At 69.8% G+C, this 19,209-nt stretch carries 22 protein-coding genes; 15 read left to right on the forward strand and 7 right to left on the reverse strand.

Annotation, left to right across the window (positions count from 1 at the left end; translation table 11 throughout):
* The first annotated feature begins 108 nt into the window (after positions 1-108).
* From A5694_RS15815 to eccE, 4 genes are read left to right on the forward strand one after another with little or no spacing between them, the layout of a single operon-like run.
* On the forward strand, positions 109-984 hold the full coding sequence (locus tag A5694_RS15815) for an ESX secretion-associated protein EspG (RefSeq protein ID WP_064922842.1): 876 nt from the start codon (positions 109-111) through the stop codon (positions 982-984).
* 45 nt (positions 985-1,029) lie between these two features.
* A complete protein-coding gene (gene eccD / locus A5694_RS15820) occupies positions 1,030-2,457 on the forward strand; it encodes a type VII secretion integral membrane protein EccD (protein ID WP_064922843.1) in 1,428 nt (475 codons plus the stop codon).
* Positions 2,454-3,935, forward strand: coding sequence for a type VII secretion-associated serine protease mycosin (gene mycP / locus A5694_RS15825; RefSeq protein ID WP_185746720.1), 1,482 nt, complete (start codon positions 2,454-2,456; stop codon positions 3,933-3,935). Before eccD ends, mycP begins: the two co-directional genes overlap by 4 nt.
* Positions 3,932-4,918 (forward strand): type VII secretion protein EccE, encoded by a 987-nt coding sequence (eccE, locus tag A5694_RS15830; protein ID WP_064922845.1) that lies wholly within the window; start codon positions 3,932-3,934, stop codon positions 4,916-4,918. The genes mycP and eccE overlap by 4 nt, the downstream gene beginning before the upstream one ends.
* Here the strand turns inward: eccE and A5694_RS15835 are convergent.
* The 3 genes from A5694_RS15835 to bluB all read right to left on the reverse strand — a co-directional run bounded on the left by A5694_RS15835 (position 4,915) and on the right by bluB (position 7,698).
* The gene (locus A5694_RS15835) at positions 4,915-6,069 is read right to left on the reverse strand and encodes an alpha/beta hydrolase family protein (protein WP_064922847.1); all 1,155 of its coding nucleotides are present in this window, start codon (positions 6,067-6,069) and stop codon (positions 4,915-4,917) included. The two genes, eccE and A5694_RS15835, sit on opposite strands and share 4 nt — an antisense overlap.
* 82 nt (positions 6,070-6,151) lie before the next feature.
* Positions 6,152-7,051, reverse strand: a complete 900-nt coding sequence (locus tag A5694_RS15840; protein ID WP_064922849.1) for an amidohydrolase family protein — start codon at positions 7,049-7,051, stop codon at positions 6,152-6,154.
* The gene (gene bluB / locus A5694_RS15845; protein ID WP_064922851.1) at positions 7,048-7,698 is read right to left on the reverse strand and encodes a 5,6-dimethylbenzimidazole synthase; all 651 of its coding nucleotides are present in this window, start codon (positions 7,696-7,698) and stop codon (positions 7,048-7,050) included. Before bluB ends, A5694_RS15840 begins: the two co-directional genes overlap by 4 nt.
* A 37-nt stretch (positions 7,699-7,735) precedes the next feature.
* Between bluB and A5694_RS15850 the strand changes: the two genes are divergently transcribed.
* The 4 genes from A5694_RS15850 to A5694_RS15865 are packed head-to-tail and all read left to right on the forward strand — an operon-like array spanning position 7,736 to position 9,660.
* Positions 7,736-8,074 carry a hypothetical protein gene (locus A5694_RS15850; RefSeq protein WP_064922853.1) on the forward strand — a complete coding sequence of 113 codons (339 nt, stop codon included), beginning with the start codon at positions 7,736-7,738 and terminating at the stop codon, positions 8,072-8,074.
* Positions 8,071-8,721 carry a phosphatase PAP2 family protein gene (locus A5694_RS15855; RefSeq protein WP_064922855.1) on the forward strand — a complete coding sequence of 217 codons (651 nt, stop codon included), beginning with the start codon at positions 8,071-8,073 and terminating at the stop codon, positions 8,719-8,721. Before A5694_RS15850 ends, A5694_RS15855 begins: the two co-directional genes overlap by 4 nt.
* Positions 8,708-8,944 carry a hypothetical protein gene (locus A5694_RS15860; protein WP_064922857.1) on the forward strand — a complete coding sequence of 79 codons (237 nt, stop codon included), beginning with the start codon at positions 8,708-8,710 and terminating at the stop codon, positions 8,942-8,944. Before A5694_RS15855 ends, A5694_RS15860 begins: the two co-directional genes overlap by 14 nt.
* Positions 8,945-9,003: 59 nt before the next feature.
* Entirely contained in the window at positions 9,004-9,660 is a 657-nt protein-coding gene (locus A5694_RS15865; protein ID WP_064922859.1) for a L,D-transpeptidase family protein, read from the forward strand.
* Positions 9,661-9,666: 6 nt separating this feature from the next.
* On the opposite strand, the gene A5694_RS15870 is transcribed toward A5694_RS15865, so the two are convergent.
* Positions 9,667-9,969, reverse strand: coding sequence for a DUF732 domain-containing protein (locus A5694_RS15870; protein ID WP_082952700.1), 303 nt, complete (start codon positions 9,967-9,969; stop codon positions 9,667-9,669).
* A 16-nt stretch (positions 9,970-9,985) separates the two neighbouring features.
* Positions 9,986-10,288, reverse strand: coding sequence for a DUF732 domain-containing protein (locus A5694_RS15875; protein ID WP_064922861.1), 303 nt, complete (start codon positions 10,286-10,288; stop codon positions 9,986-9,988).
* A 241-nt stretch (positions 10,289-10,529) separates the two neighbouring features.
* Between A5694_RS15875 and A5694_RS15880 the strand changes: the two genes are divergently transcribed.
* Together A5694_RS15880 and A5694_RS15885 are read left to right on the forward strand one after the other, a co-directional pair.
* On the forward strand, positions 10,530-11,675 hold the full coding sequence (locus A5694_RS15880; RefSeq protein WP_234786404.1) for a PPE family protein: 1,146 nt from the start codon (positions 10,530-10,532) through the stop codon (positions 11,673-11,675).
* An 11-nt stretch (positions 11,676-11,686) separates the two neighbouring features.
* Positions 11,687-12,925 carry a PPE family protein gene (locus A5694_RS15885; RefSeq protein WP_082952701.1) on the forward strand — a complete coding sequence of 413 codons (1,239 nt, stop codon included), beginning with the start codon at positions 11,687-11,689 and terminating at the stop codon, positions 12,923-12,925.
* A 1-nt stretch (position 12,926) separates the two neighbouring features.
* On the opposite strand, the gene A5694_RS15890 is transcribed toward A5694_RS15885, so the two are convergent.
* Positions 12,927-13,544, reverse strand: coding sequence for a TetR/AcrR family transcriptional regulator (locus tag A5694_RS15890; RefSeq protein ID WP_064922865.1), 618 nt, complete (start codon positions 13,542-13,544; stop codon positions 12,927-12,929).
* 39 nt (positions 13,545-13,583) lie between these two features.
* On the opposite strand from A5694_RS15890, the gene A5694_RS15895 reads away from it, so the two are divergent.
* The 5 genes from A5694_RS15895 to A5694_RS15915 all read left to right on the forward strand — a co-directional run bounded on the left by A5694_RS15895 (position 13,584) and on the right by A5694_RS15915 (position 17,949).
* Complete coding sequence (locus A5694_RS15895; protein WP_064922867.1) at positions 13,584-14,810, forward strand: hypothetical protein; 1,227 nt, start codon at positions 13,584-13,586, stop codon at positions 14,808-14,810.
* 89 nt (positions 14,811-14,899) lie between these two features.
* A complete protein-coding gene (locus A5694_RS24125) occupies positions 14,900-15,634 on the forward strand; it encodes a hypothetical protein (protein WP_064922869.1) in 735 nt (244 codons plus the stop codon).
* 100 nt (positions 15,635-15,734) lie between these two features.
* Positions 15,735-16,121 carry a hypothetical protein gene (locus tag A5694_RS15905; RefSeq protein ID WP_064922870.1) on the forward strand — a complete coding sequence of 129 codons (387 nt, stop codon included), beginning with the start codon at positions 15,735-15,737 and terminating at the stop codon, positions 16,119-16,121.
* 75 nt (positions 16,122-16,196) lie between these two features.
* On the forward strand, positions 16,197-17,090 hold the full coding sequence (locus tag A5694_RS15910) for a glycoside hydrolase family 16 protein (RefSeq protein ID WP_064922882.1): 894 nt from the start codon (positions 16,197-16,199) through the stop codon (positions 17,088-17,090).
* 37 nt (positions 17,091-17,127) lie between these two features.
* Entirely contained in the window at positions 17,128-17,949 is an 822-nt protein-coding gene (locus A5694_RS15915; protein ID WP_064922872.1) for a glycoside hydrolase family 16 protein, read from the forward strand.
* On the opposite strand, the gene A5694_RS15920 is transcribed toward A5694_RS15915, so the two are convergent.
* Positions 17,946-18,755: a hypothetical protein gene (locus A5694_RS15920; RefSeq protein WP_064922874.1), complete on the reverse strand. Its 810-nt coding sequence runs from the start codon at positions 18,753-18,755 to the stop codon at positions 17,946-17,948. The genes A5694_RS15915 and A5694_RS15920 overlap by 4 nt on opposite strands.
* Positions 18,756-19,209 lie beyond the last annotated feature (454 nt).

Below are 19,209 nucleotides of genomic sequence, written 5' to 3' on the forward strand. Positions count from 1 at the left end.
ATGGCGGCCACCCATGAGACCAACACGTTGATGATGAACGCCCGCGACACCGCCGAAGCGGCCAAGTGGGGCTGAGCCAGGTGATCCGCTCGACGAAGGAAGGCCGCGATGGGGACTGAACCCAACGCTGCCGAACTGACCGTCGAGCAAGCCTGGTTCATCGCGGAAACCGTTGGCGCCGGGTCCTTCCCGTGGGTATTGGCGATCACCATGCCCTACACCGACGCCGGGGAACGCGGTGCATTCATGGCCCGCCAGCGCGACGAACTCACTCGGATGGGTGTCGTCTCGCCGGACGGCACAGTCAATCCGGCTGTGGCCGAATGGATCCGGGTGGTGTGCTTCCCGGACCGTTGGCTGGACCTGCGTTATGTGGGTTCACCGTCCGGCGGGCCCACCGAGATGTTGCGCGGCATCGTGGCTCGCCGCGACCGGGGCGCCGGGAAACCGACCCGGACGGTGGTCGCGCTGCGCAATGCCCAACTGGTCACCTTCACCGCAATGGACATCGACGACCCGCGGCTGCTGGTCCCGGTGCTCGGGGCCGGGCTGCGGCAGCGCCCGCCGGCGAAGTTCGACGAGTTCACCCTGCCCGCCCGGGTCGGAGTGCGCGCCGACGAACGGCTGCGCGCCGGCGCCCCGCTCGCCGAAGTCCTTGACTACCTGGGTATCCCAGCCTCGGCGCGACCGGTCGTGGAATCGGTGTTCTGCGGTCCACGCAGCTACGTCGAAGTTGTCGCGGGCTGTGCCCACAATGGCCGCCACTCCACCACCGAGGTGGGGATGAGCCTGGTCGACACCGACAAGGGCCGGATCCTGGTCACCCCGTCGCAGGCATTCGACGGCGAATGGGTATCGACCTTCCGGCCCGGAACCGATTTCGCGACCGCCGTCGCGATCGAACAGCTGACCGCCACGCTGCCCGACGGGCAGTGGTTCCCCGGTCAGCGCCTGTCCCGAGATTTCACCACCCAGCTGACGTAAGCAGCGAAAAGAACGTCCTCGCAGAGAAAAGAACAGGGAACATCAATGACCGAAGCCCCGGTGCTGACCAGCGCTGCCATGCCGATCGTCCGCATTGCGGTCCTGGCCGACAGTCGGCTGACCGAGATCGCCGTGCCCGCGGAGTTGCCGCTGCGCGAAATCCTGCCTGCGGTGCAACGCCTGGTGGCCCCCGACGCCGGTGACGACACCGAACCCACCGTCGGTGCGGCGACCCGTCTGAGCCTGGCGCCCGTCGGCGGCGCGCCGTTCAGTCTGGATGCCAGCCTGGACACCGTCGGCGTGGTGGACGGCGACCTGCTGGCACTGCGGCCGGTGCCGGTCGGACCGGCGGCTCCCGGCATTGTCGAGGACATCGCCGACGCCGCCGTCATCTTCTCGGCGTCGCGCCGTAAACCCTGGGGAGCCACGCACATTCGGCGCGCCGCGCTGGCTGCCGGGGTCGCGTTGATGGTCGCGGCCACCGGTCTGGCCACCGCCCATCGCGCACTCACCGGCGAACCGGCCGGCCTGTTCGCGGTGGCCGCCATCGCGCTGGTCAGCGTGCTGGCGGCGCTGGCGACCCGGGCACGTTCAGCCGACGCCGCCCTGACCCTGGCGATCGCGGCACTGGTACCCGTCGCAGCCGCCGGCACCCTGGCGGTGCCCGGCCTGTTCAGCCCGGCGCACGTGGTGCTGGGCGCGGCCGCGGTCAGCGCATGGTCGTTGATCTGCCTGATCCTGCCGCCGGGCGGTGAACGCGGCATCGCCTTCTTCACCGCGGCCATGGTCGCCGGGGTCGGTGTGCTGGCTGCGGCTGCCGTCAAATCCTTCTGGGAACTGCCGCCTCTCAGCCTCGGCTGCGGGCTGATCACCGCCTCGTTGCTGCTCACCGTGGCCGCTCCGCAGATCTCGGCGTTGTGGGCGCGGCTGCCGCTGCCGGTGATTCCGGCGCCCGGCGACCCGACCCCGTCGGCGCTGCCGCAGAGCGTGCTGGAAGACCTGCCGCGCCGTGTTCGCGTCACCGACGCCCACCAGACCGGCTTCGTCGCCGGCGCCGTGCTGCTTGCCGTGCTCGGCTCGGTGGCCATCGCCGCTGTGCCCGAGGGGCTTTCGGGGTGGGCCTGGTATGTGGTCGCCGGCATCGCGGTGGCCTCGGTGCTGCGTGCCCGGGTGTGGGATTCGGCGTGGTGCAAGGCCTGGCTGCTGGCTCAGCCGCACCTGACGGCGGTCGTACTGCTGGCCTGCTACGCCGCGACGGGCCGCTACGCGGCCGCGTTCGGCGCGGTGCTGGTGCTGGCCGCCCTGGTGGCCGTGTGGGCGGTGGTCGCCCTGAGCCCGACGGTGGCGTCGCCGGAGAGCTACTCGCTGCCGGTGCGGCGGCTGGTGGGCTTTTTGGCTTCCGGCGTCGACGCCACTCTGATCCCGGTCATGGCCTACCTGGTCGGCATTTTCGCCTGGGTCCTGTCTCGATGACGTCACCTGACACCCGCGAGTGTGCGGTTTTGTCCGTCCCGCCCGGCGTGTCGCGGACAGAACCGCACACTCGCCGGGGAACCACGGCGCGTGGGGTCGGAATCGCGGCGCTGGTCGCGCTGCTGACCAGTGCACCGGCCTCGGCGATCACCCCGCCGAAGATCGACCCGACGGTGCCGCCGCCCAGTGGAGCGCCGGGCCCCGTCGCCGCGATGGAACAACGTGCCGACTGCGCCAGTTCGGGCCTGCTGCCCGGCAGCGACCTCAGCACCGCAACCGGCGGGCAGCGGATGCTCGACCTGCCCACCGCCTGGCAGTTCTCCCGCGGCGAGGGCCAGACGGTGGCCGTCATCGACACCGGCGTCCGGCCCGGCCCGCGGCTGCCGGCGGTGGACCCGGGCGGGGACTACCTGGGCACAACCGACGGGCTGACCGACTGCGACGGCCACGGAACGCTGGTCGCCGGGATCATCGCCGGTCAGCCCGCACCGGACGGCCAGGACGGTTTCACCGGGGTGGCCCCGGCAGCGCGGCTGCTGTCACTGCGAACCGCCTCGGCGACCATCTCGCCGCGGCTGGCGGGGGATGACCCCCGGACCACCCGCGTGGTCACCGATATCACCGCGCTGTCGCGGGCCATCGTGCACGCCGCCGACCTCGGGGCGCGGGTCATCACGATCTCCACCACGACCTGCCTGCCCGCTGACCGCAACGTCGACCAGACCGCCCTGGGTGCGGCGCTGCGTTATGCGGCGGTGGAGAAGGACGTGCTGATCGTGGCGGCCGCCGGCGACAGCGGCCAGACCGGATCGGTCGGCGGCGGCGGCGAAGCGTGCGAGTCCAATCCGCTCACCGACCTCAGCCGGCCGCACGACCCGCGCAACTGGACGGGTGTCACCTCGCTGTCGGTGCCGTCGTGGTGGCATCCCTACGTGCTGTCGGTGGCGTCGCTGTCCCCGACGGGCCAGCCGTCGGCGTTCACCATGGCCGGTCCCTGGGTCGGCGTCGCCGCCCCGGGCGAGGGCATCGTCTCGGTCAGCAACCGCGACGACGGGGGTCTGGCCAACGGGCTGCCCGGTAACCAGGGCAGGCTGGTGCCGCTCACCGGCACCGGCTACGCGGCCGGCTACGTCGCGGGGGTGGCCGCGCTGGTCCGCAGCCGCTACCCCGAGCTGAACGCCATGCAGGTGGCGCACCGGATCGTCTCCACCGCCCACAACGGCGCCCGCGCGCCCTCGGATGTGGTGGGCGCCGGCACCATCGACCCGGTGGCCGCCCTGACTTGGGAACTGCCGCCTACCGCCGATCCGGCCAACCCCCCGTCGAAGAAGCTCTCGCCGCCGCCGGCCCCCCAACCCGAGGACCCGGCCCCGCGGATCGTGGCCTTCGCCGGAACCGCGCTGCTGGCCGGGCTGGTCGCCGCCGTCGCCGTCGGCGCAGCGGCTGCCGCCCGCCGACGAAAGGAAAACCAGCTGTGAGCCCGCTCCGTTCGACCATTCCCCGGCCCGGGCCGGGAAGAATCACCCTGGTGTTGCTGGCTGTCGTGCCGGCGCTGATGGCCTACCCGTGGCCGAGCACCCGGGACCGCTGGGTGCTCGGCGTGGGTGTCGCCATAGCGATCCTGCTGCTGAGCTGGTGGCAGGGGCTGTATCTCACCACGATCGTGCGCCGCCGGCTCGCCATGTCGCGCTCACGCCGCGGCGTGCACACCGACCGGCGATCCGCCTCCGGTGCGCGGGCCACCGCCGCGCTGCGGATCTCGGCTTCGGCGGCCGGAGATGCGTTGCCGCTGTCGCTGATCGCCGGCTACCTGAACCGATACGGGTTGCGGGCCGACGCCGTGCGCATCACCAGCCGCGGTACCCGGCCCGACGGTGCTACCGCCACCTCCGACACCTGGATCGGCCTGACCTATTCGGCCGCACCGAATCTGGCGGCGCTGCAGGCCCGTTCGCCGGAGATCCCGCTGCAGCGCACCGCTGACATCGCAGTCCGGCGTCTGGCTGACCATCTTCGTGAGATCGGCTGGGACACCGCACTGGTCGCCGGCGACGAGATCCCCGCGCTGTTCGACGCGGGTGCGCGGGAAACCTGGCGGTCGGTTGTGGACGGCTCGGGTGAGCATGTCGCCGCCTACCAGGTCGCTATCGATGCGGCGCTGGCAGACACCCTGAGCCGGATCCGGGCTGCCAACGCCGGGGAGACCTGGACGGCAGTGGAATTCGCCGACGACGGCGGTCAGCTGACCGTCGCCGCGGCGTGCGCCCTGCGCACCGGGTCGGCGCCCGATGGAGCGGCTCCCCTGGCCGGTCTGGTGCCCGAGCAGGGCAACCACTACGGCGCGCTGTCTGGCTTGCATCCGCTGTCGGGGAGTCGCCTCGACGGGCACACCGCGCTGTCGGACGGTGAACTCGCCGGACTGCGCTGGCCGGTAACGGCAGCCGGAGTGGCCGCGCGTTAGAACATGAACTCCCTCAGGAAGGCGGTCATTCGGCGCAGGTAGGCCGGCTGGCTGACGTGCAGGATGTGGTTGCCGGGGAACCAGTGCAGTGCGCAACGATCCCAGTGCTGCCACAGCATTTCGGCCTGCTCCGGTGGTGCCAGCCGGTCACCGAGGCCGGTGATGATCAGCCGCCGGTCCTTGGCCACCAGCGGCGGATAGTTCAGCGGGGAGTGATACGCCGTGGCGGCGGTGAAGTCGTCATAGTCGACCCGGCCTAGCCGCTGCCCGGCGCGCACCACCATGTTGGCCGGGAACCAGTCCCGGATCTCCGAGTCCACCGAGACCACCGGAACGTTCGGGATCACCGCCTCCAGGCGGGGTTCGACGGCGGCCAGCAGCGCGCTGGTGTAACCGCCCAGTGACAGGCCGGTCAGTGCGATGCGGTCGACACCGGTGGACTCCAGATAGTCGACCACCGAACGGAAGTCGTGAACGGCTTGGGCCATGGCCTCGGCGAAGCCCGACATGCCGTGCGAGAAGATGCCGTATCCGCTGAACGGCGAATACTTTTCGGCCCGCCGACCGTGGAACGGCAGGGTGAACAACACGACGTCGTAACCGGACCGGTAGAACCAGGGCAGCGAGAAGAACAGCCCGTTGAACAGATAGGCCGACCCCATGAATCCGTGGATCACACACAGTGTCGGCCGCGGCCCGTCGTCGTGGCGCCAATGCTGGAATCGGGCGGTGTTGTTCTGGGTCAGCGCACTCCAGGAGTCCCGCAGGGCCGGGTTGACCGCTTCGAAACCACTGCGGAACGCCACGTTTTCCACCACCCCGCGGGCCACCCGCTCGGCAAGCGGATTGGCCCGCCGCGACGAGATCCGGGGCAGTGCGGTCGGGGCGGGAAATGCGCGGACCGGGTCGTGTTCGGCGGCCACCTCGGCGTAGAACGCCAATCGTTCGCGTTCCCGCCGCGACTGCTCACGCCCGACCGCCGTGGTCAGCACCGACGGGATTATCGCCGCCGCGACCATGGACGCGACCGTGGTGCGTAAGCCGATATCCGCCCACGCCGAGGCATCGACGATCAGCTTGTCCCGCAACGACAAGTCGCTGCGGAGCGGCAGGCCGTGCGCGCCGGCGTCCTCGCCCGGAACGTCGGGCATCGGGAGAGGCGGAGTCAGCGGGGTGGCGTCAGAGGTCACAGTCGCCGGCCTTTCTCGGGTCCGGTCGCCCCGCGGGGCACCGTCAACCGGATGGTAGCGCGATCGCGAACAGCCGCGCGGCATTGTCGTGCAGAACGCCGGCCAGCCAGGCATCGTCGATGCCGGGGACTGCGGCGAGGGCAGTCAGTGCGTCACGGTAGCCGTACGGGATGTTCGGAAAGTCGCTGCCGAATACGATCCGCTCGGCGGCAGCGCGTAGTCGTGGCCGTTCGCCGGCCGGAAACGGCATGAGTTCGTCGACAAACGCGGTGAATGCCATCGTGGTGTCCAGGTGTACGGCGGACGAATTCAGGCAGATGTCGAGGAAATCACCGTATTCCGGCATGCCCATGTGCGCGATGATCAAGGCCAGCCGCGGATGTCGCCGCAGCAGCCGCCGAATCGGGTCCGGCCCGGTGAACCGCCCGGGCTGCGGTCCGGAGCCGCAGTGGATGACGACCGGGATGCCGGAATCCTCGATCGCACCCCAAACCTCGTCGAGCAGTGGGTCATTCGGGTCGTAGTCGCCGACCTGGATGTGCGCCTTGAAGACCCGGGCTCCGGCACGGATCGCCGCATCGACGTAGTCGGCCGCACCGGGTTCGGGGTAGAACGTCGCGGTGGCCAGGCAATCCGGTGCCTGGCGGGCGAATTCGGCAGCCCACTGGTTGAGCCACTCGGCCATCTGTGGCTTGTGCGGATAGACCAGTGAGGTGAATCGGCGCACCCCGAACGCCCGCAGCGTGTCGAGCCGGTGGGCCTCATCGGTGCGGTAGGTGCTGGGCCAGCTGCGTCCCACCATCGGGCCGGCCGAGTCGAAGTAGTTCCATACCTTGTCCAGCACCGACTTCGGCATGAAATGGGTGTGCACGTCGATGATCCCCGGCAGTCCGAGCTGAGACCAGATCCGCCGCACCGCAGCGGCTTCGTCGTCGTGGGTCATGCGCGCTCCCAGCGGTTCTCCGAGACGAACTCATCCAGCGGGCGCCGGTAGGCCCAGTCGTCCAGTTCCAGCGCCGGCCGGTCGGGAAACTCCGGGACCGGGCCCAGGCACAGGATCGCCACCGGCTCGGCGTCGGCCGGCATGCCCAACAGCGCTGCCAGCGGTTGCGGTTCGAACAGTGACACCCACCCCATGCCCAGACCTTCGGCCCGCGCGGCCAGCCAGAGGTTCTGGATGGCGCACGACACCGATGCCAGATCCATCTGCGGCAAGGTGCGGCGTCCGAAGATGTGGGCCTGCCTGCCCTCGCGCAATGCCACCACGAACAGTTCGGCGCAGTCGCGGATGCCTTCCACCTTCAGCGCCAAGAATTCCTGTTCGCGCTCACCCAGCGCGCGGGCGGTGCGGTGGCGCTCCGCGTCGACCAGGGCGTGGATGCGATGCCGCAGGCTGTCCTCGGTGATCCGGACGAAGCGCCACGGCTGCATGAGCCCCACACTGGGGGCAGCGTGTGCAGCGGCCAGCAGGCGTGCCAGCACGTCGGGGTCGACGGTGCTGTCGGGAAGAAACCGGCGCATGTCCCGGCGCTCGGCGATCACCCGGTATACGGCTTGGCGCTCCTGGGCGGTGAAGGAAGGATCAGCCACGCGATCATGCTAGGAGCCACACGAAGGGAGGCCCGCCATGAAACGGTCAGAATTGCTCGACCAGCTGTCCACCGATTCCGCCGGAAGCCTGGTCTACGGCGAACCGCACCAGACCCCCGACGGCACCACGGTCATCACCGCCGCCCGGGTCCAGGCGGGACGCGACGGCTCCTCGGTGCGGGCCACGCCGCTGGGCGCCATGGTGATCCGCGGTGACAACGCCCGGTGGGTGGCCGCTGTCAATGCGGACCGCATCGCGTTGGTGGGGGTGCTCACCGGCTTGCTGTCCGCGGTGATCGCCTCGCTGGCGGTGCTGCGCCGCCCGCCGTGGCCGGACCTGCGGGCCATCGGTGCTCCCCGCGACGGCGCCTCATGAGGGCTTCGAGCTTGCGGGTGACCGCGTTGGCCTCGGTGGCGGCCGCCGCCGCGGTCTATGTCGTGATGCTGGTGGGCTACTGGCAGGGCTGGGGCTGGCTCGCCGCCGCCGACGCCGCCGCGCTGGACGCCAGCTATGCCATCGGGATCAAACACCAGGGCTGGGTGCGGTTCTGGGACGGGCTGTCGACGGTCTTCGAACCGGCGGTGTTCCGGCTGCTGGCCATGGTGGCGGTGGTGGTCGAGGTGGTGCGGCGCCGGTTGCGGCCGGCGCTGTTCCTCTTGGTGGCCGTCGAACTGAGCGGCATGCTCACCGTCTTGGCCAAGGGGTCGGTCGACCGGCCCCGCCCGGTGACCGCGTTGGCCGCGGCGACGTCGTCGTCGTTTCCGTCCGGGCACGCGCTGGGGGTGACGGTAGGGGTCGGCGCGCTGCTGATCCTGACCCTGCCGTTGCTGCGGCACCGGGCCCGGCTGGTGGCGGTGGGTGTCGGCGTGCTGGTGGTGGCCGCGGTCGGCGTCGCCCGGGTGGCGCTCAACGTGCACCATCCCTCCGACGTGTTGGCCGGCTGGGCGCTGGGCTGGGCCTATCTGGTGGTCTGGGCGGTGCTGCTGCGACCGTGGCAGGATGATCTTGATGACCAGCTGTGAACCCGACCCGGTCGGGGCGCTTGTCTGCTCGCGCAAAGGCTGCACCGCCGACGCGACCTTCGGCATGCTGTGGAACAACCCCAAGCTGCACACCCCGCAACGTCGTAAAGTCTGGCTGACCTGTCCCGAGCACCGGGAGTACTTCCGCGACTATTTGTCGTCGCGCGGCCTGCTCAAGGGCGAGGCGCCGGTCGAAGTGCTTGCGCGTCGCGCCGAATCCTGAAGCCCGGCACGCCGTGGCCGGTGTTTGACCCGCCCCCGGCGTGCCCCGATGATGAGTCAATGCGCCGACTGCTGAGCCTGTTCAGCGCTGCGGTGTGCACCGCCGGTGCGACGCTCGCCGCGTCGCCGGGCGCCCAAGCCGATCTGACCCCGTGGTTCGCGCGGTCGGTCGGCAACGCAAGCCAGGTGATTTCCGTTGTCGGCGTGGGTGGTTCGGACGCCAAGATGGATGTCTACCAGCGCGGTGCGTCGGGATGGCAGCCGGTTGCCGCAGGTATCCCCGCCCACGTCGGCTCGGCCGGGATGGCGCAGAAGGCCAAGAGTGGCCATCCGGCGACGCCGATGGGTGTCTTCACCTTGCCGTACGCGTTCGGCACCGCACCGAATCCCGGTGGCGGACTGCAGTATGTCCAGGTCGGGCCGGACCACTGGTGGGATGGCGACGACCACAGCCCGACCTTCAACACCATGCAGGTCTGCAAAAAGGCGCAGTGTCCGTTCGACACCAACGAGAGCGAGAACCTCCAGATCCCGCAGTACAAGCACGCCGTGGTGATGGGCGTCAACACCGCTCGCACACCAGGCGACGGGGCGGCGTTCTTCTTTCACACCACCGACGGTGGCCCGACCGCAGGCTGCGTGGCTATCGACGATGCCAAGCTGGTGCAGATCATTCAGTGGCTGCGCCCCGGCGCGGTGATGGCTATCGCGCAATAGGCCCTATCAGGCCTCGGCGCAATACATCGACCGGGCGATCCCGACGAACTGGTGCGCCTTGGTCAGGGTCAGGCCCGGGTTGGCGTTCTTCACGCCCTTGGCGGCCTGATTGGTGCTGTGACCCGACGCGAGGTACTCGCATACCGTGTGGCCACCGGCCACCGCGTCGGCGGGGTTGGGGTAGGAGATGCCCATCTGGTCGAGAGCGCCCAGGAAACCGGTGTCGGAAGGCTCGGCGGCCGCGGGCGCGGCCAGACCCAGCAGACCCGCCGCCGCGACGGCGGCCAACAAAGGGGTGCCAACCTTCATGGTTTCCTCCGTGAAACTAGTTAGGGCAGAAGGCGCTTCGGGAAAACGCCACGAATCGGGCGGCGTTCTTCACCGACAGGCTGCGGTTGGAGATCTTCAGAGCCCGCGCGGCCGCATCCGGCCCATGCCCGGCATGCAGGTAATCGCAGACCTGCCGGCCGACCGCGACGGCCTCCTGGGGGTCGGTGTACTCGATGCCCGCCTGGTCGACCGCGGAGAGAAACGCGGCGTCGGGGTCGATCTCGGCGTGCGCAGGTGCGGCCAGGCCGGCCAATGCGGCGGCCGCGACCGCGGTCAGGATCCATCGTGGGTGCTTCACAGTGCAATTAGCATCGCTGCCCCGCATTAATCAACAGCAGCCGAAAAATGAATGCCAGATGAACACCACCGGTCCGGTACGCGACCATTGCGTCCTACTGATGTCCGCGCCCTCAACAGTTCATCGACAAGCCACCGTGTTGACCACTTCGCCGTAACCTCCGGTTCACCTGAACCGCGTTTCGTTAATCCCCGCATAACCAATGAGTGCCGACACCACAGGAGCTGAGCGAGGAGACGCCGTGTACCTGGACTACGGGGTACTGCCTCCGGAGATCAACTCCGGACGCATGTACACCGGCCCCGGATCCGGATCGATGCTGACCGCCGCCGCCGAGTGGGAGAAGTTGGCCGCCGAACTGCACACCGCCGCGGCCGCATATGACTCGGTGACTTCCGGATTGGCCACCGGGCCCTGGACCGGCCCGGCGGCGACGGCGATGGCCGCTGCCGCACAGCCGTACGTGGCCTGGCTGCGCGGTACCGGCGCCCAGGCGGAGCAGACGGCGCGGCAGGCCTCGGCCGCCGCGGAGGCCTATGCGGTCGCGGTGGCGTCCGTGGTGCCCCCGGCGGTGATCACCGCCAACCGCGTCCTGCTCAAGCAGCTGGTAGCCACGAACTTCTTCGGGCAGAACTCCCCGGCGATCGGTGAGGCCGAGCGTCAGTACGCCGAGATGTGGGCCCAAGACGCCGCCGCCATGTACCGCTACGCCGGTTCCTCGGCCGCCGCGTCAGCGCTGACCGCGTTCAGCCAACCGCCGCAGACCACGAAAGCCTCCGGTCAGGCCGCCCAGTCCGCCGCGGTCGCTCAGGCCGGCGCCGCAGCGGCCGCCAACGACACCACGACGGCGTTGTCGTCGCTGACCTCGATCATCGGTCAGATCTCGCCGTTCACCGGGCTGGCGACCCAAGGTATGAGCGCCACCATGACGGGGTGGTCCGGCACCGCGAACATGCTCAGCAACATCAACAACGGCATCGGTCTGACCGCGTTCACCGCCGAAAACCCGGGCGGCCTGGGCGAAATCCTCAATCCGCCGTTTCTCGGACCGGCCGGCCTGGGCCTGGGCGCGCTGAACCCGGGCGGTGCGGGTCTGGGCGGTGCGGGCTTGTCGGCAAGCGCGGGCAACGCCCTCAAGATCGGCGGGCTGTCGGTGCCGCACGGCTGGGCGATGCCGGCCACCCTCGCCTCGAACGTCACCCCGGCCGGGATGGCGATACCGGCGTCCGGCGCGCCGGTGGGACCGGCCGTCCCGGGCGGCATGCCGGGAACGGCCTTCGGCGAGACCATGCTCGGCACCCTGGCCGGCCGGGGCTTGGGGGCCGCGACGGCCCGCGCCGCGTCGAACCGGCGCACCGTTGTCCCGCGACCGCCGGCCGCAGGCTGATCCGAACCGACATGGACTTTGCGCTACTTCCCCCAGAGATCAACTCCGGGCGGATGTATACCGGCCCGGGGGCGGCACCGATGCTCGCGGCGGCGGCCGCCTGGGACGCCCTGGCCGCCGACCTCGAGACGGCCGCCGTTGGCTACTCCGAGGTGATCGCCGGCCTGATCGGCCACCAATGGTCCGGACCGGCGTCGGCGGCGATGGCCACGGCGGCGGCTCCCTACGTGGCATGGCTGCAGGAAAGCTGCGCCAAGGCCGAACAGACCGCGCTGCAGGCCCAGACGGTGGCCGCGGCCTATGAGACCGCGTTCGCTGCGACGGTGCCGCCGGCGGTCGTGGCCGCCAATCGGACGCTGCTCGCGACCCTGGTCGCGACCAATTTCCTCGGGCAGAACACCCCGGCGATCGCCGCCACCGAAGCGCAGTACGCCGAGATGTGGGCGCAGGACGCCGCGGCGATGTACGCCTACGCCGCGGCCGCGGCGCCCGCCGGCGCCCTGCCGCAGTTCCATCAGCCGCCGCAGACCACCAACCCGGCCGGGGTCAGTGCCCAGTCCGCTGCGGCATCTCAGGCGGCGGGCACCAGCGGCCAGACCCAGCTGAACAGCTCGCTACAGGCTGTGCTGCAACACTTATTGGCACCGACCGGCTCCTCCGACACCCCGCCGGCGTCGTTGGCCGACCTGCTGAACCCGCTGACGCCCTACACCAGCGTCGCTGCCAGCGGGATCAGTTTCGATTCGAGCATGTACACCGTGGTGAGCAACGGCGCCGGCTGGGGCCGGCTGTTGTTCGTCCGCGGGGGTGTCGAGGGCGCGTTGACCTTCGAGGGGCTGGGCCCGCGGGGCGTGCTGTCGGCTGCCACCACGCCGACAGTGGGGGCGGGGCTGGGCCGGGCCATCCCGGTCGGGGGGCTGTCGGTGCCGCCGACTTGGGCCACCGCGGCACCGGAGATGCAGCCGACCGCATTCACCCTGGCTGCCGCCGAGACCCGATTGCCGGCCGCGGTCGGTCTGCCGCCGGGGGCGGCGTTCCAGGAGGCGATGATGGGCACGACCGCGGGCCAGGGCGCAACGACCGACACCACCAGCCGTCGCGGCCAGAAGACCGGAAAGAAGAACGACGAGCAAGACGGGCAACCGGTCACCACGCTGACCAACGGCAACGGCTGGCTGGCGTCGTCGTGGGCGTATCACAACCGGCCGCGGGAATCCCAGCCGCTTCCGGCGCACTGGCGGACCGGGTAGTTCAGTCGCGCTCGCGCTGCAGATAATGCGAGACCATCTCGATCAGTGTCCGCCGCTCGGATTGCCAGTCGAAGGCGCCACCGATGATCATCTGCGCCAACACGATTCCTCGTAGCGCTGCCCAGATCACCTCGGCCACACCAGAATCCGCCGGGTCATCGGAGACCAGCCGGCCCAGCCGGTTGATGGCGGAGTTCATCTGCAGCAGGTGCTCGTGGGACTGCTCGCCGAGGCTGCCGCGGGTGGCCCGCAGGATCTCGAACGCCGCCAGCGACGTCGGGCTGGCATAGCAGCGCCAGGCGGTGTCGACGACGACCTCGATGCGCTGCCGCAGTTCCAGGTCATCGACCTCGACCGCCGACAAGCTGGCCAGCAATTGGGCCACGCCTTCGTCGACGACGGCCATCAGCAGGCCGTTGCGGTCACCGAAGTGGTACTGGATGACGCCCCACGTCACCCCGGCCCGTTCGGCGACGTGTTTGGCGTTCGCCGCGCCGAACCCCTCCTCGAGGATGCAATGCACCGTCTCGTCGATGATGCGGGCCCGTGTGTCGTCGCCGCGCTTGCGGGGCGCGCTGGTTCGCCGCGTTGGCCGGCCGGTGCCGGCGGGAACAGTCATTGTTGACTTTATAACATAGTCACGTCTATTTTTTCGTCTGTGACCACTTCCAGGTATGCGTCGCTCTCCCGCGACGAGTTGGCCGTGCTGGTGCCCGAGCTGTTGTTGATCGGGCACATGATCGACCGCTCCGGAATGGCCTGGTGCATCCAGGAATTCGGCCGCGAGGAGATGCTTCAGATCGCCATCGAAGAGTGGGCTGGCTCCAGTCCCGTCTACACCCGGCGCATGCAGCGCGCGCTGGGTTACGTCGGTGATGACGTGCCCACCATCTTCAAGGGCCTGCAGTTCGACATCGGGTCACCGCCGCAGTTCATGGACTTCCGCTTCACCGTGCACGACCGCTGGCACGGGGAGTTCGAGCTGGCCAGCTGCGGTGCGCTGCTGGATGTCGAGCCCATGGGTGACGACTACGTCTTCGGGATGTGCCACACCATCGAAGACCCGACGTTCGACGCTACCGCGGTGGCGACCAACGTCCACGCGCAGTGCCGTCCGGTGCACCGGCCGCCCCGCACCCCGGCCGACCGCCAACCGCACTGCTGTTGGACCGTCATCATCGACGAGTCCTATCCGCCGGCCCAGCCGATCCCCGCGCTGGAGGTGATCAGTCAAACCCGCGCCGCCACATGGGAACTCGCTGACATCGATCGCTCCGACGACGGCCTGGCCGACTACAGCGGGCCGCTGCTGTCCGACGTCGACTTCACCGCGTTCTCCCATTCGGCGCTGGTGCGCATGGCCGACGAGGTGTGCCTGCAGATGCACCTGCTGTACCTGTCCTTTGCGCTGGCGGTTCGCGCCCGGGCCGCCACCGACGAGGTGGCCGCCTCGGTGGGCCGACGCCAGCTCACCGGGCTGGCCGGGCTGGGCGCGATGCGCATCAAGAACGCCCTGCGGCTCTCCGACGACATCGCCGGGGCGCTGCGCACCTTCGAGTTGCACCCGCTGCTCAATCCGATCGGCTACCTGCGCGCCGAGGTTGGCGATGGCCAGATCACGGTGCGGCACTCGCCCGCGCACGACGACGGCGCCTGGATCACGTTGTGCACGCCGGCCGAGGTCAACCCGCTGCAGGCCATCGCGACCGCGGTCAACCCGCAGCTGCGGGTGACGGTCGACGGGTCGGACACCGACTGGACCGCCCGGTTGACCGAGAGCGACACCCCGGCCGCCGAACTGCCCGAGGTGATGGTCACCAAGGTCAGCGGCGGGGCGAACTTCGTGTTCCGCCCCCGCAGGTCACTGCCGCTAACAGTTGTATAAACGTGTGGTCTCGGCGGTGGCGGCGCACCGCGCCCGGCCTCTAACGTGGTGACGATTCCCCGCCGTTGTCGATCCAAGGTAAGCCGCATATGTACGACCCGCAGGACGACGAGGTCACCCGGGAAGCCGACGCAATCGAAGCAACCGAGCTGGCGCCCACGGTGACGTCTGCCCCCGGGACCGGTTCGGTCGTGGGCGCCTTGGCCTGGTCGCAGGAGGACGGCAACGCCAGCGCCGAACCGGTGCCCTACGTCGACGAGTTCTACGACCAGACGCCGGGCACCGGCCGCCGCCCCGTCGCGCCACCGCCCCCGCCGCCGGTCCCGGCCCGGCGGCACCCGTCGCAGTGGCCGCGCTACGCGCTTGGTATCGGCATCCTGGTGGCGCTGATCGCCGTCGCGGGCGCCCTCTACAGCCTGGCCCGCACCTCCGAGAAAGAGGCGCCGGTGCAGCCGGACACCAGCGCCGTGGTGGTGCCGCCGGCCCCGTCGTCCAGCGCCGTGCCGCCGTCGCCCGCGCCCGTTGTCCCGCCACCGCCGCCGGCGGCCACCACCACGGCGCCGCCCCCGGTGACCACCACCGAGCCGCCGGTCACCACCACCACGACGGTGCCGCCCACCACCACCACCGCGCCACCGAGCACCACGACGACAACGGCGCCCCCCACCACCACGGCGCCGCCCACCACGACCGCGCCGCCGACGACCACGGTTCCCCCGAGCACCACAGTTCCCCCGACCACCACCACGGTGCCGATGACGACGGAGTACCTGCGGATTCCGTTGGTGCCGATACCGATTCCGATCACCGTTCCGGAGAACTAGCGTCCGATCGCCGGTGCCGGCTGCTTGACGCTGGCCGGACCCTGCCGCCGCAGGCACACTGGGGTGTGGCCACCGAGGTGGGGCCGGTAAGGAGCGAGCCATGAGTGACGACGGCGCCTTCGGATTCGATTCCGAGGACTTGGACCGGATGATCCGCGAGGCGGGCGAGGGCCTGCGCGCGGCTTTCGACCGCTTCGCCGGCGGAGTCGCCTCGGCGGGAGGCCGGGCGGGCTGGGGCGCGATCTTCGCCGACCTGGCCCAAGCGGCGCGTTCCGGGCCACCGACCACCGGCGAGACCGGTGATGGCGTGTGGGCCATCTACACCGTCGGCGACGACGGGGCGGCGCGCGTGGAGCAGGTGTACGCCACCGAGCTCGACGCCCTGCGGGCCAGTCAGCGCAACCCCGATCCCAAACGAAAAGTACGGTTTTTGCCGTATGGAATAGCGGTCGGTGTGCTCGACGACAGCGCCGGCGAAAACGAGTGAGCTAGCCCACTGACAGGCGGGGCGCGGTTGGTTTGACACCGTTCCGGGGTGGGTTACATTCCCACCGTGCCCGAGATGAACCGCCGCCAAGTCATGTTGATGCTGGGTGCCGGGGCGCTGGCCGCTGCCGCCCCGAACCCGCTGGCCAGAGCCGTTCCCGCGCCTCCCGGAGCGCCTGGCGACCCGGCGCAGCCTCCCGCCGCGCCGGCCGATCCCGCCGCCCCGCCGGCCGCCGCCAAGCCCGGCGCCTTCCTCTGGCATGACGAATTCGACGGCCCGGCCGGTTCGGCCCCCGACCCGTCCAAGTGGACGATCTCCAACCACCGCACCCCGATCCGCCGCCCGGTCGGCTGGGACCGGCCGGAGTACTTCTACCAGTACCGCGACGACCGCAAAAACGTCTTCGTCGACGGCAAGTCCAATCTGGTCATCCGGGCCACCCAGGAGGGCAACACCTACTTCGGCGGCCTGGTCCACGGCAACTGGCGCGGCGGCATCGGCACCACCTGGGAAGCCCGGATCAAACTGAACTGCCAGACCGCCGGCTGCTGGCCCGCCTGGTGGTTGTCCAACGACGATCCTGGCCGCGAAGGCGAGATCGACATGATGGAGTGGTACGGCAACGGCGAGTGGCCGTCCGGCACCACTGTGCACGCCAACCCCTACGGCACCGCGTTCGAAACGTTCGCGTTTCCGGTCGACGGCAACTGGCACACCTGGCGGGTCACCTGGAACTCCAGCGGCATGTACTTCTGGCAGGACTACGCCGAGGGCATGGAGCCCTACTTCTCCGTCCCGGCGGTGGGCATCGAGAACATCGAGGAACCCGGCCGCGAGTGGCCGTTCAACGACCCCGGCTACACGGTGTTCCCGATCCTGAACCTGGCCGTCGGCGGGTCCGGGGGCGGGGATGCCCGGCAGGGGTCCTACCCGGCGGACATGCTGATCGACTGGGTGCGGGTCTTCTAGCCTCGCGCCGGGCGGTCATCAATGCGACCATGCGAAGGTGCCCGAGATGAATCGCCGCAGCATGATGTTGACCACCGGGATCGGGATGCTCGCCACCGCGATGCGCGTGCCGGAGGCCTGGGCGCAGCCGGCGCCCACCGGTCCGCTGCCCACTGCCCCGGCCCAGAGCTACCTGTTCAGTGACGAGTTCGACGGTCCCGCCGGTTCGGCCCCCGATCCGGCGAAGTGGACGGTGGCGCGAGCGCGCGAATCGATGAAGGACCCGACGTTCTGGGAGCGGCCCGAAAACGTCGGGCAGTACCGCGACGATCGCCAGAACGTGTTCCTCGACGGCAAGTCCAACCTGGTGCTGCGCGCCGCCAAAGACGGCAACACCTACTACAGCGGCAAGGTCCAAAGCCGCTGGACCGGCGGCATCGGCCACACCTGGGAAGCCCGCATCAAACTCAACTGCCTGACCCCCGGCGCCTGGCCCGCCTGGTGGATGGGCAATGAGGATCGCGGCGAGATCGACGTGCTGGAGTGGTACGGCAACGGCAACTGGCCGTCGGCGACCACCGTCCACACCAAAGCCAACGGGGCCGAATGGGCGACCCACCAGATCGCGATGGACAGCGCCTGGCACACCTGGCGGTGCCGGTGGGATTCCGACGGCATCCGGTTCTGGCGTGACTACGTCGACGGCGCGGCGCCGTACTTCACCGTACCGGCGAACTCGATCGCCGACTGGCCGTTCAATGACCCCGGCTACCAAGTGTTTTCGGTGTTGAATCTGGCCGTCGCCGGCTCCGGCGGTGGCGATCCCGGGCCGGGCAGCTACCCCGCGGAGATGCTCGTCGACTGGATCCGGGTGTCCTAGCCGGCGGTGTGCTCGTCGAGCCAGGCCACACCTTCTGCGGCTGATCGGAACAGCGCGCCGCGCTCACCGAAATAACCGGCGATCGCCCCGATCCCGGGCAGGACACTCAGGCGCTGGTAGAGCTTGTTCGGGTGCGGCCGCTTGGCGGCCTCCTCGAAGGTCGCCCGCAGGATCCCGGCCAGCTGCCACAGGGTTCGGGCGACGCCCCGGCGTTGCGGCAGGGACTCGGCTTCGGGCGGTGTCGGCACGTGGACGTCGTCGGGCAGTTCGCGCCGGCACAGCACCGCGGCGAGCAGCCGGGCCTGCTCGCGCCGGTCGGTGACGCCGTACTCGCGGGCCAGCGCGCACAGCACGATCGCCTGGTTGACGAATCCAGCCAGCTCACCGACCGGCACCACCCGGGCCAGCCACCCGAAGATCCGCGGGGTGGCCACCACGACGGTGTTCAGCGCGCCGACCCGGTGCACCCACCAATGGACGCGCTGCTCACTGCTCATCTGCTCCCAGGCCGCGGTGCCGGGCAAGTCGGCGGCGTTCATCAATCGCGCTCCGGCGTTGCGGGCCCGCTCGGCGTTGCTGGGCCCGCGGCCGGCTTCCCGGCGGCGCCGCCTCAGCTGGATACGGCGGATCCGCTGGGTCAGACCGCGGGGCGCGGTCAGCAGCCGATGGGTGCGCTCCCGCAGACCGATCGGGTCGGCTTGGGCGAGCAGGTCGAGCAGCGGGTTGATGATTGCCACCGCGCGACCCAGCGCGTCGGCGACCTCGGCGTCGGTGAGGGTGATGTGCGACTTGGGGAACAGGCGCATGGTGTTGATTGTGCATCGCTGGGCGACGTGGAGCCGATGACGGGAATCGAACCCGCGTTCTCAGCTTGGCGACTGCTCGACAATCGGAGTACGTGCAAGTTTCCCAAAGTGTTGTGGGGCGCCGTCATTCGGTTTTTTGGTACCGCGAGGTACAGGTAAGTCCGTGCCAGATTCGGCGCGTTAATGCGGGGAAAGTGCGGAGCGCGCGCAAACACCCCGGCGAGCGCCAAGCGGCGAGTTAGTCACTGCGTTGTTCGGCGATTCCGAAGGGGTGGTCTTGTGTCGGCCGGCATAACGAGACGCGCGCGGCAGCAGCGCGGGCACTACAGCCCGGTAAAGACAGCCTGGCGAAGACAGCATTTTGATAACGATGGTCGGGTCAAGTCCCGGGAAGTGGTGTAGTGCTGCGTGATCCGATGGGTTAGGCAGTTAGGGCGGGCATGTCATCGGCTCC

Source organism: Mycolicibacter sinensis, from assembly GCF_001667945.1.
GTDB classification, from domain to species: Bacteria; Actinomycetota; Actinomycetes; order Mycobacteriales; family Mycobacteriaceae; genus Mycobacterium; species Mycobacterium sinense_B.

What these genes read in the sequence shown, in the direction of transcription:
- A5694_RS15855 (WP_064922855.1), top strand. Translation starts at nt 8,071, where the DNA reads ATGAGGGCTTCGAGCTTGCGGGTGACCGCGTTGGCCTCGGTGGCGGCC.
- A5694_RS15885 (WP_082952701.1), top strand. Translation starts at nt 11,687, where the DNA reads ATGGACTTTGCGCTACTTCCCCCAGAGATCAACTCCGGGCGGATGTAT.
- A5694_RS15905 (WP_064922870.1), top strand. Translation starts at nt 15,735, where the DNA reads ATGAGTGACGACGGCGCCTTCGGATTCGATTCCGAGGACTTGGACCGG.
- A5694_RS15865 (WP_064922859.1), top strand. Translation starts at nt 9,004, where the DNA reads ATGCGCCGACTGCTGAGCCTGTTCAGCGCTGCGGTGTGCACCGCCGGT.
- mycP (WP_185746720.1), top strand. Translation starts at nt 2,454, where the DNA reads ATGACGTCACCTGACACCCGCGAGTGTGCGGTTTTGTCCGTCCCGCCC.
- eccD (WP_064922843.1), top strand. Translation starts at nt 1,030, where the DNA reads ATGACCGAAGCCCCGGTGCTGACCAGCGCTGCCATGCCGATCGTCCGC.
- A5694_RS15850 (WP_064922853.1), top strand. Translation starts at nt 7,736, where the DNA reads ATGAAACGGTCAGAATTGCTCGACCAGCTGTCCACCGATTCCGCCGGA.
- A5694_RS15920 (WP_064922874.1), bottom strand. Translation starts at nt 18,755, where the DNA reads ATGCGCCTGTTCCCCAAGTCGCACATCACCCTCACCGACGCCGAGGTC.
- A5694_RS15870 (WP_082952700.1), bottom strand. Translation starts at nt 9,969, where the DNA reads ATGAAGGTTGGCACCCCTTTGTTGGCCGCCGTCGCGGCGGCGGGTCTG.
- A5694_RS15890 (WP_064922865.1), bottom strand. Translation starts at nt 13,544, where the DNA reads ATGACTGTTCCCGCCGGCACCGGCCGGCCAACGCGGCGAACCAGCGCG.
- A5694_RS15815 (WP_064922842.1), top strand. Translation starts at nt 109, where the DNA reads ATGGGGACTGAACCCAACGCTGCCGAACTGACCGTCGAGCAAGCCTGG.
- A5694_RS15860 (WP_064922857.1), top strand. Translation starts at nt 8,708, where the DNA reads ATGACCAGCTGTGAACCCGACCCGGTCGGGGCGCTTGTCTGCTCGCGC.
- A5694_RS15840 (WP_064922849.1), bottom strand. Translation starts at nt 7,051, where the DNA reads ATGACCCACGACGACGAAGCCGCTGCGGTGCGGCGGATCTGGTCTCAG.
- A5694_RS15910 (WP_064922882.1), top strand. Translation starts at nt 16,197, where the DNA reads ATGAACCGCCGCCAAGTCATGTTGATGCTGGGTGCCGGGGCGCTGGCC.
- A5694_RS15835 (WP_064922847.1), bottom strand. Translation starts at nt 6,069, where the DNA reads ATGCCCGACGTTCCGGGCGAGGACGCCGGCGCGCACGGCCTGCCGCTC.
- A5694_RS24125 (WP_064922869.1), top strand. Translation starts at nt 14,900, where the DNA reads ATGTACGACCCGCAGGACGACGAGGTCACCCGGGAAGCCGACGCAATC.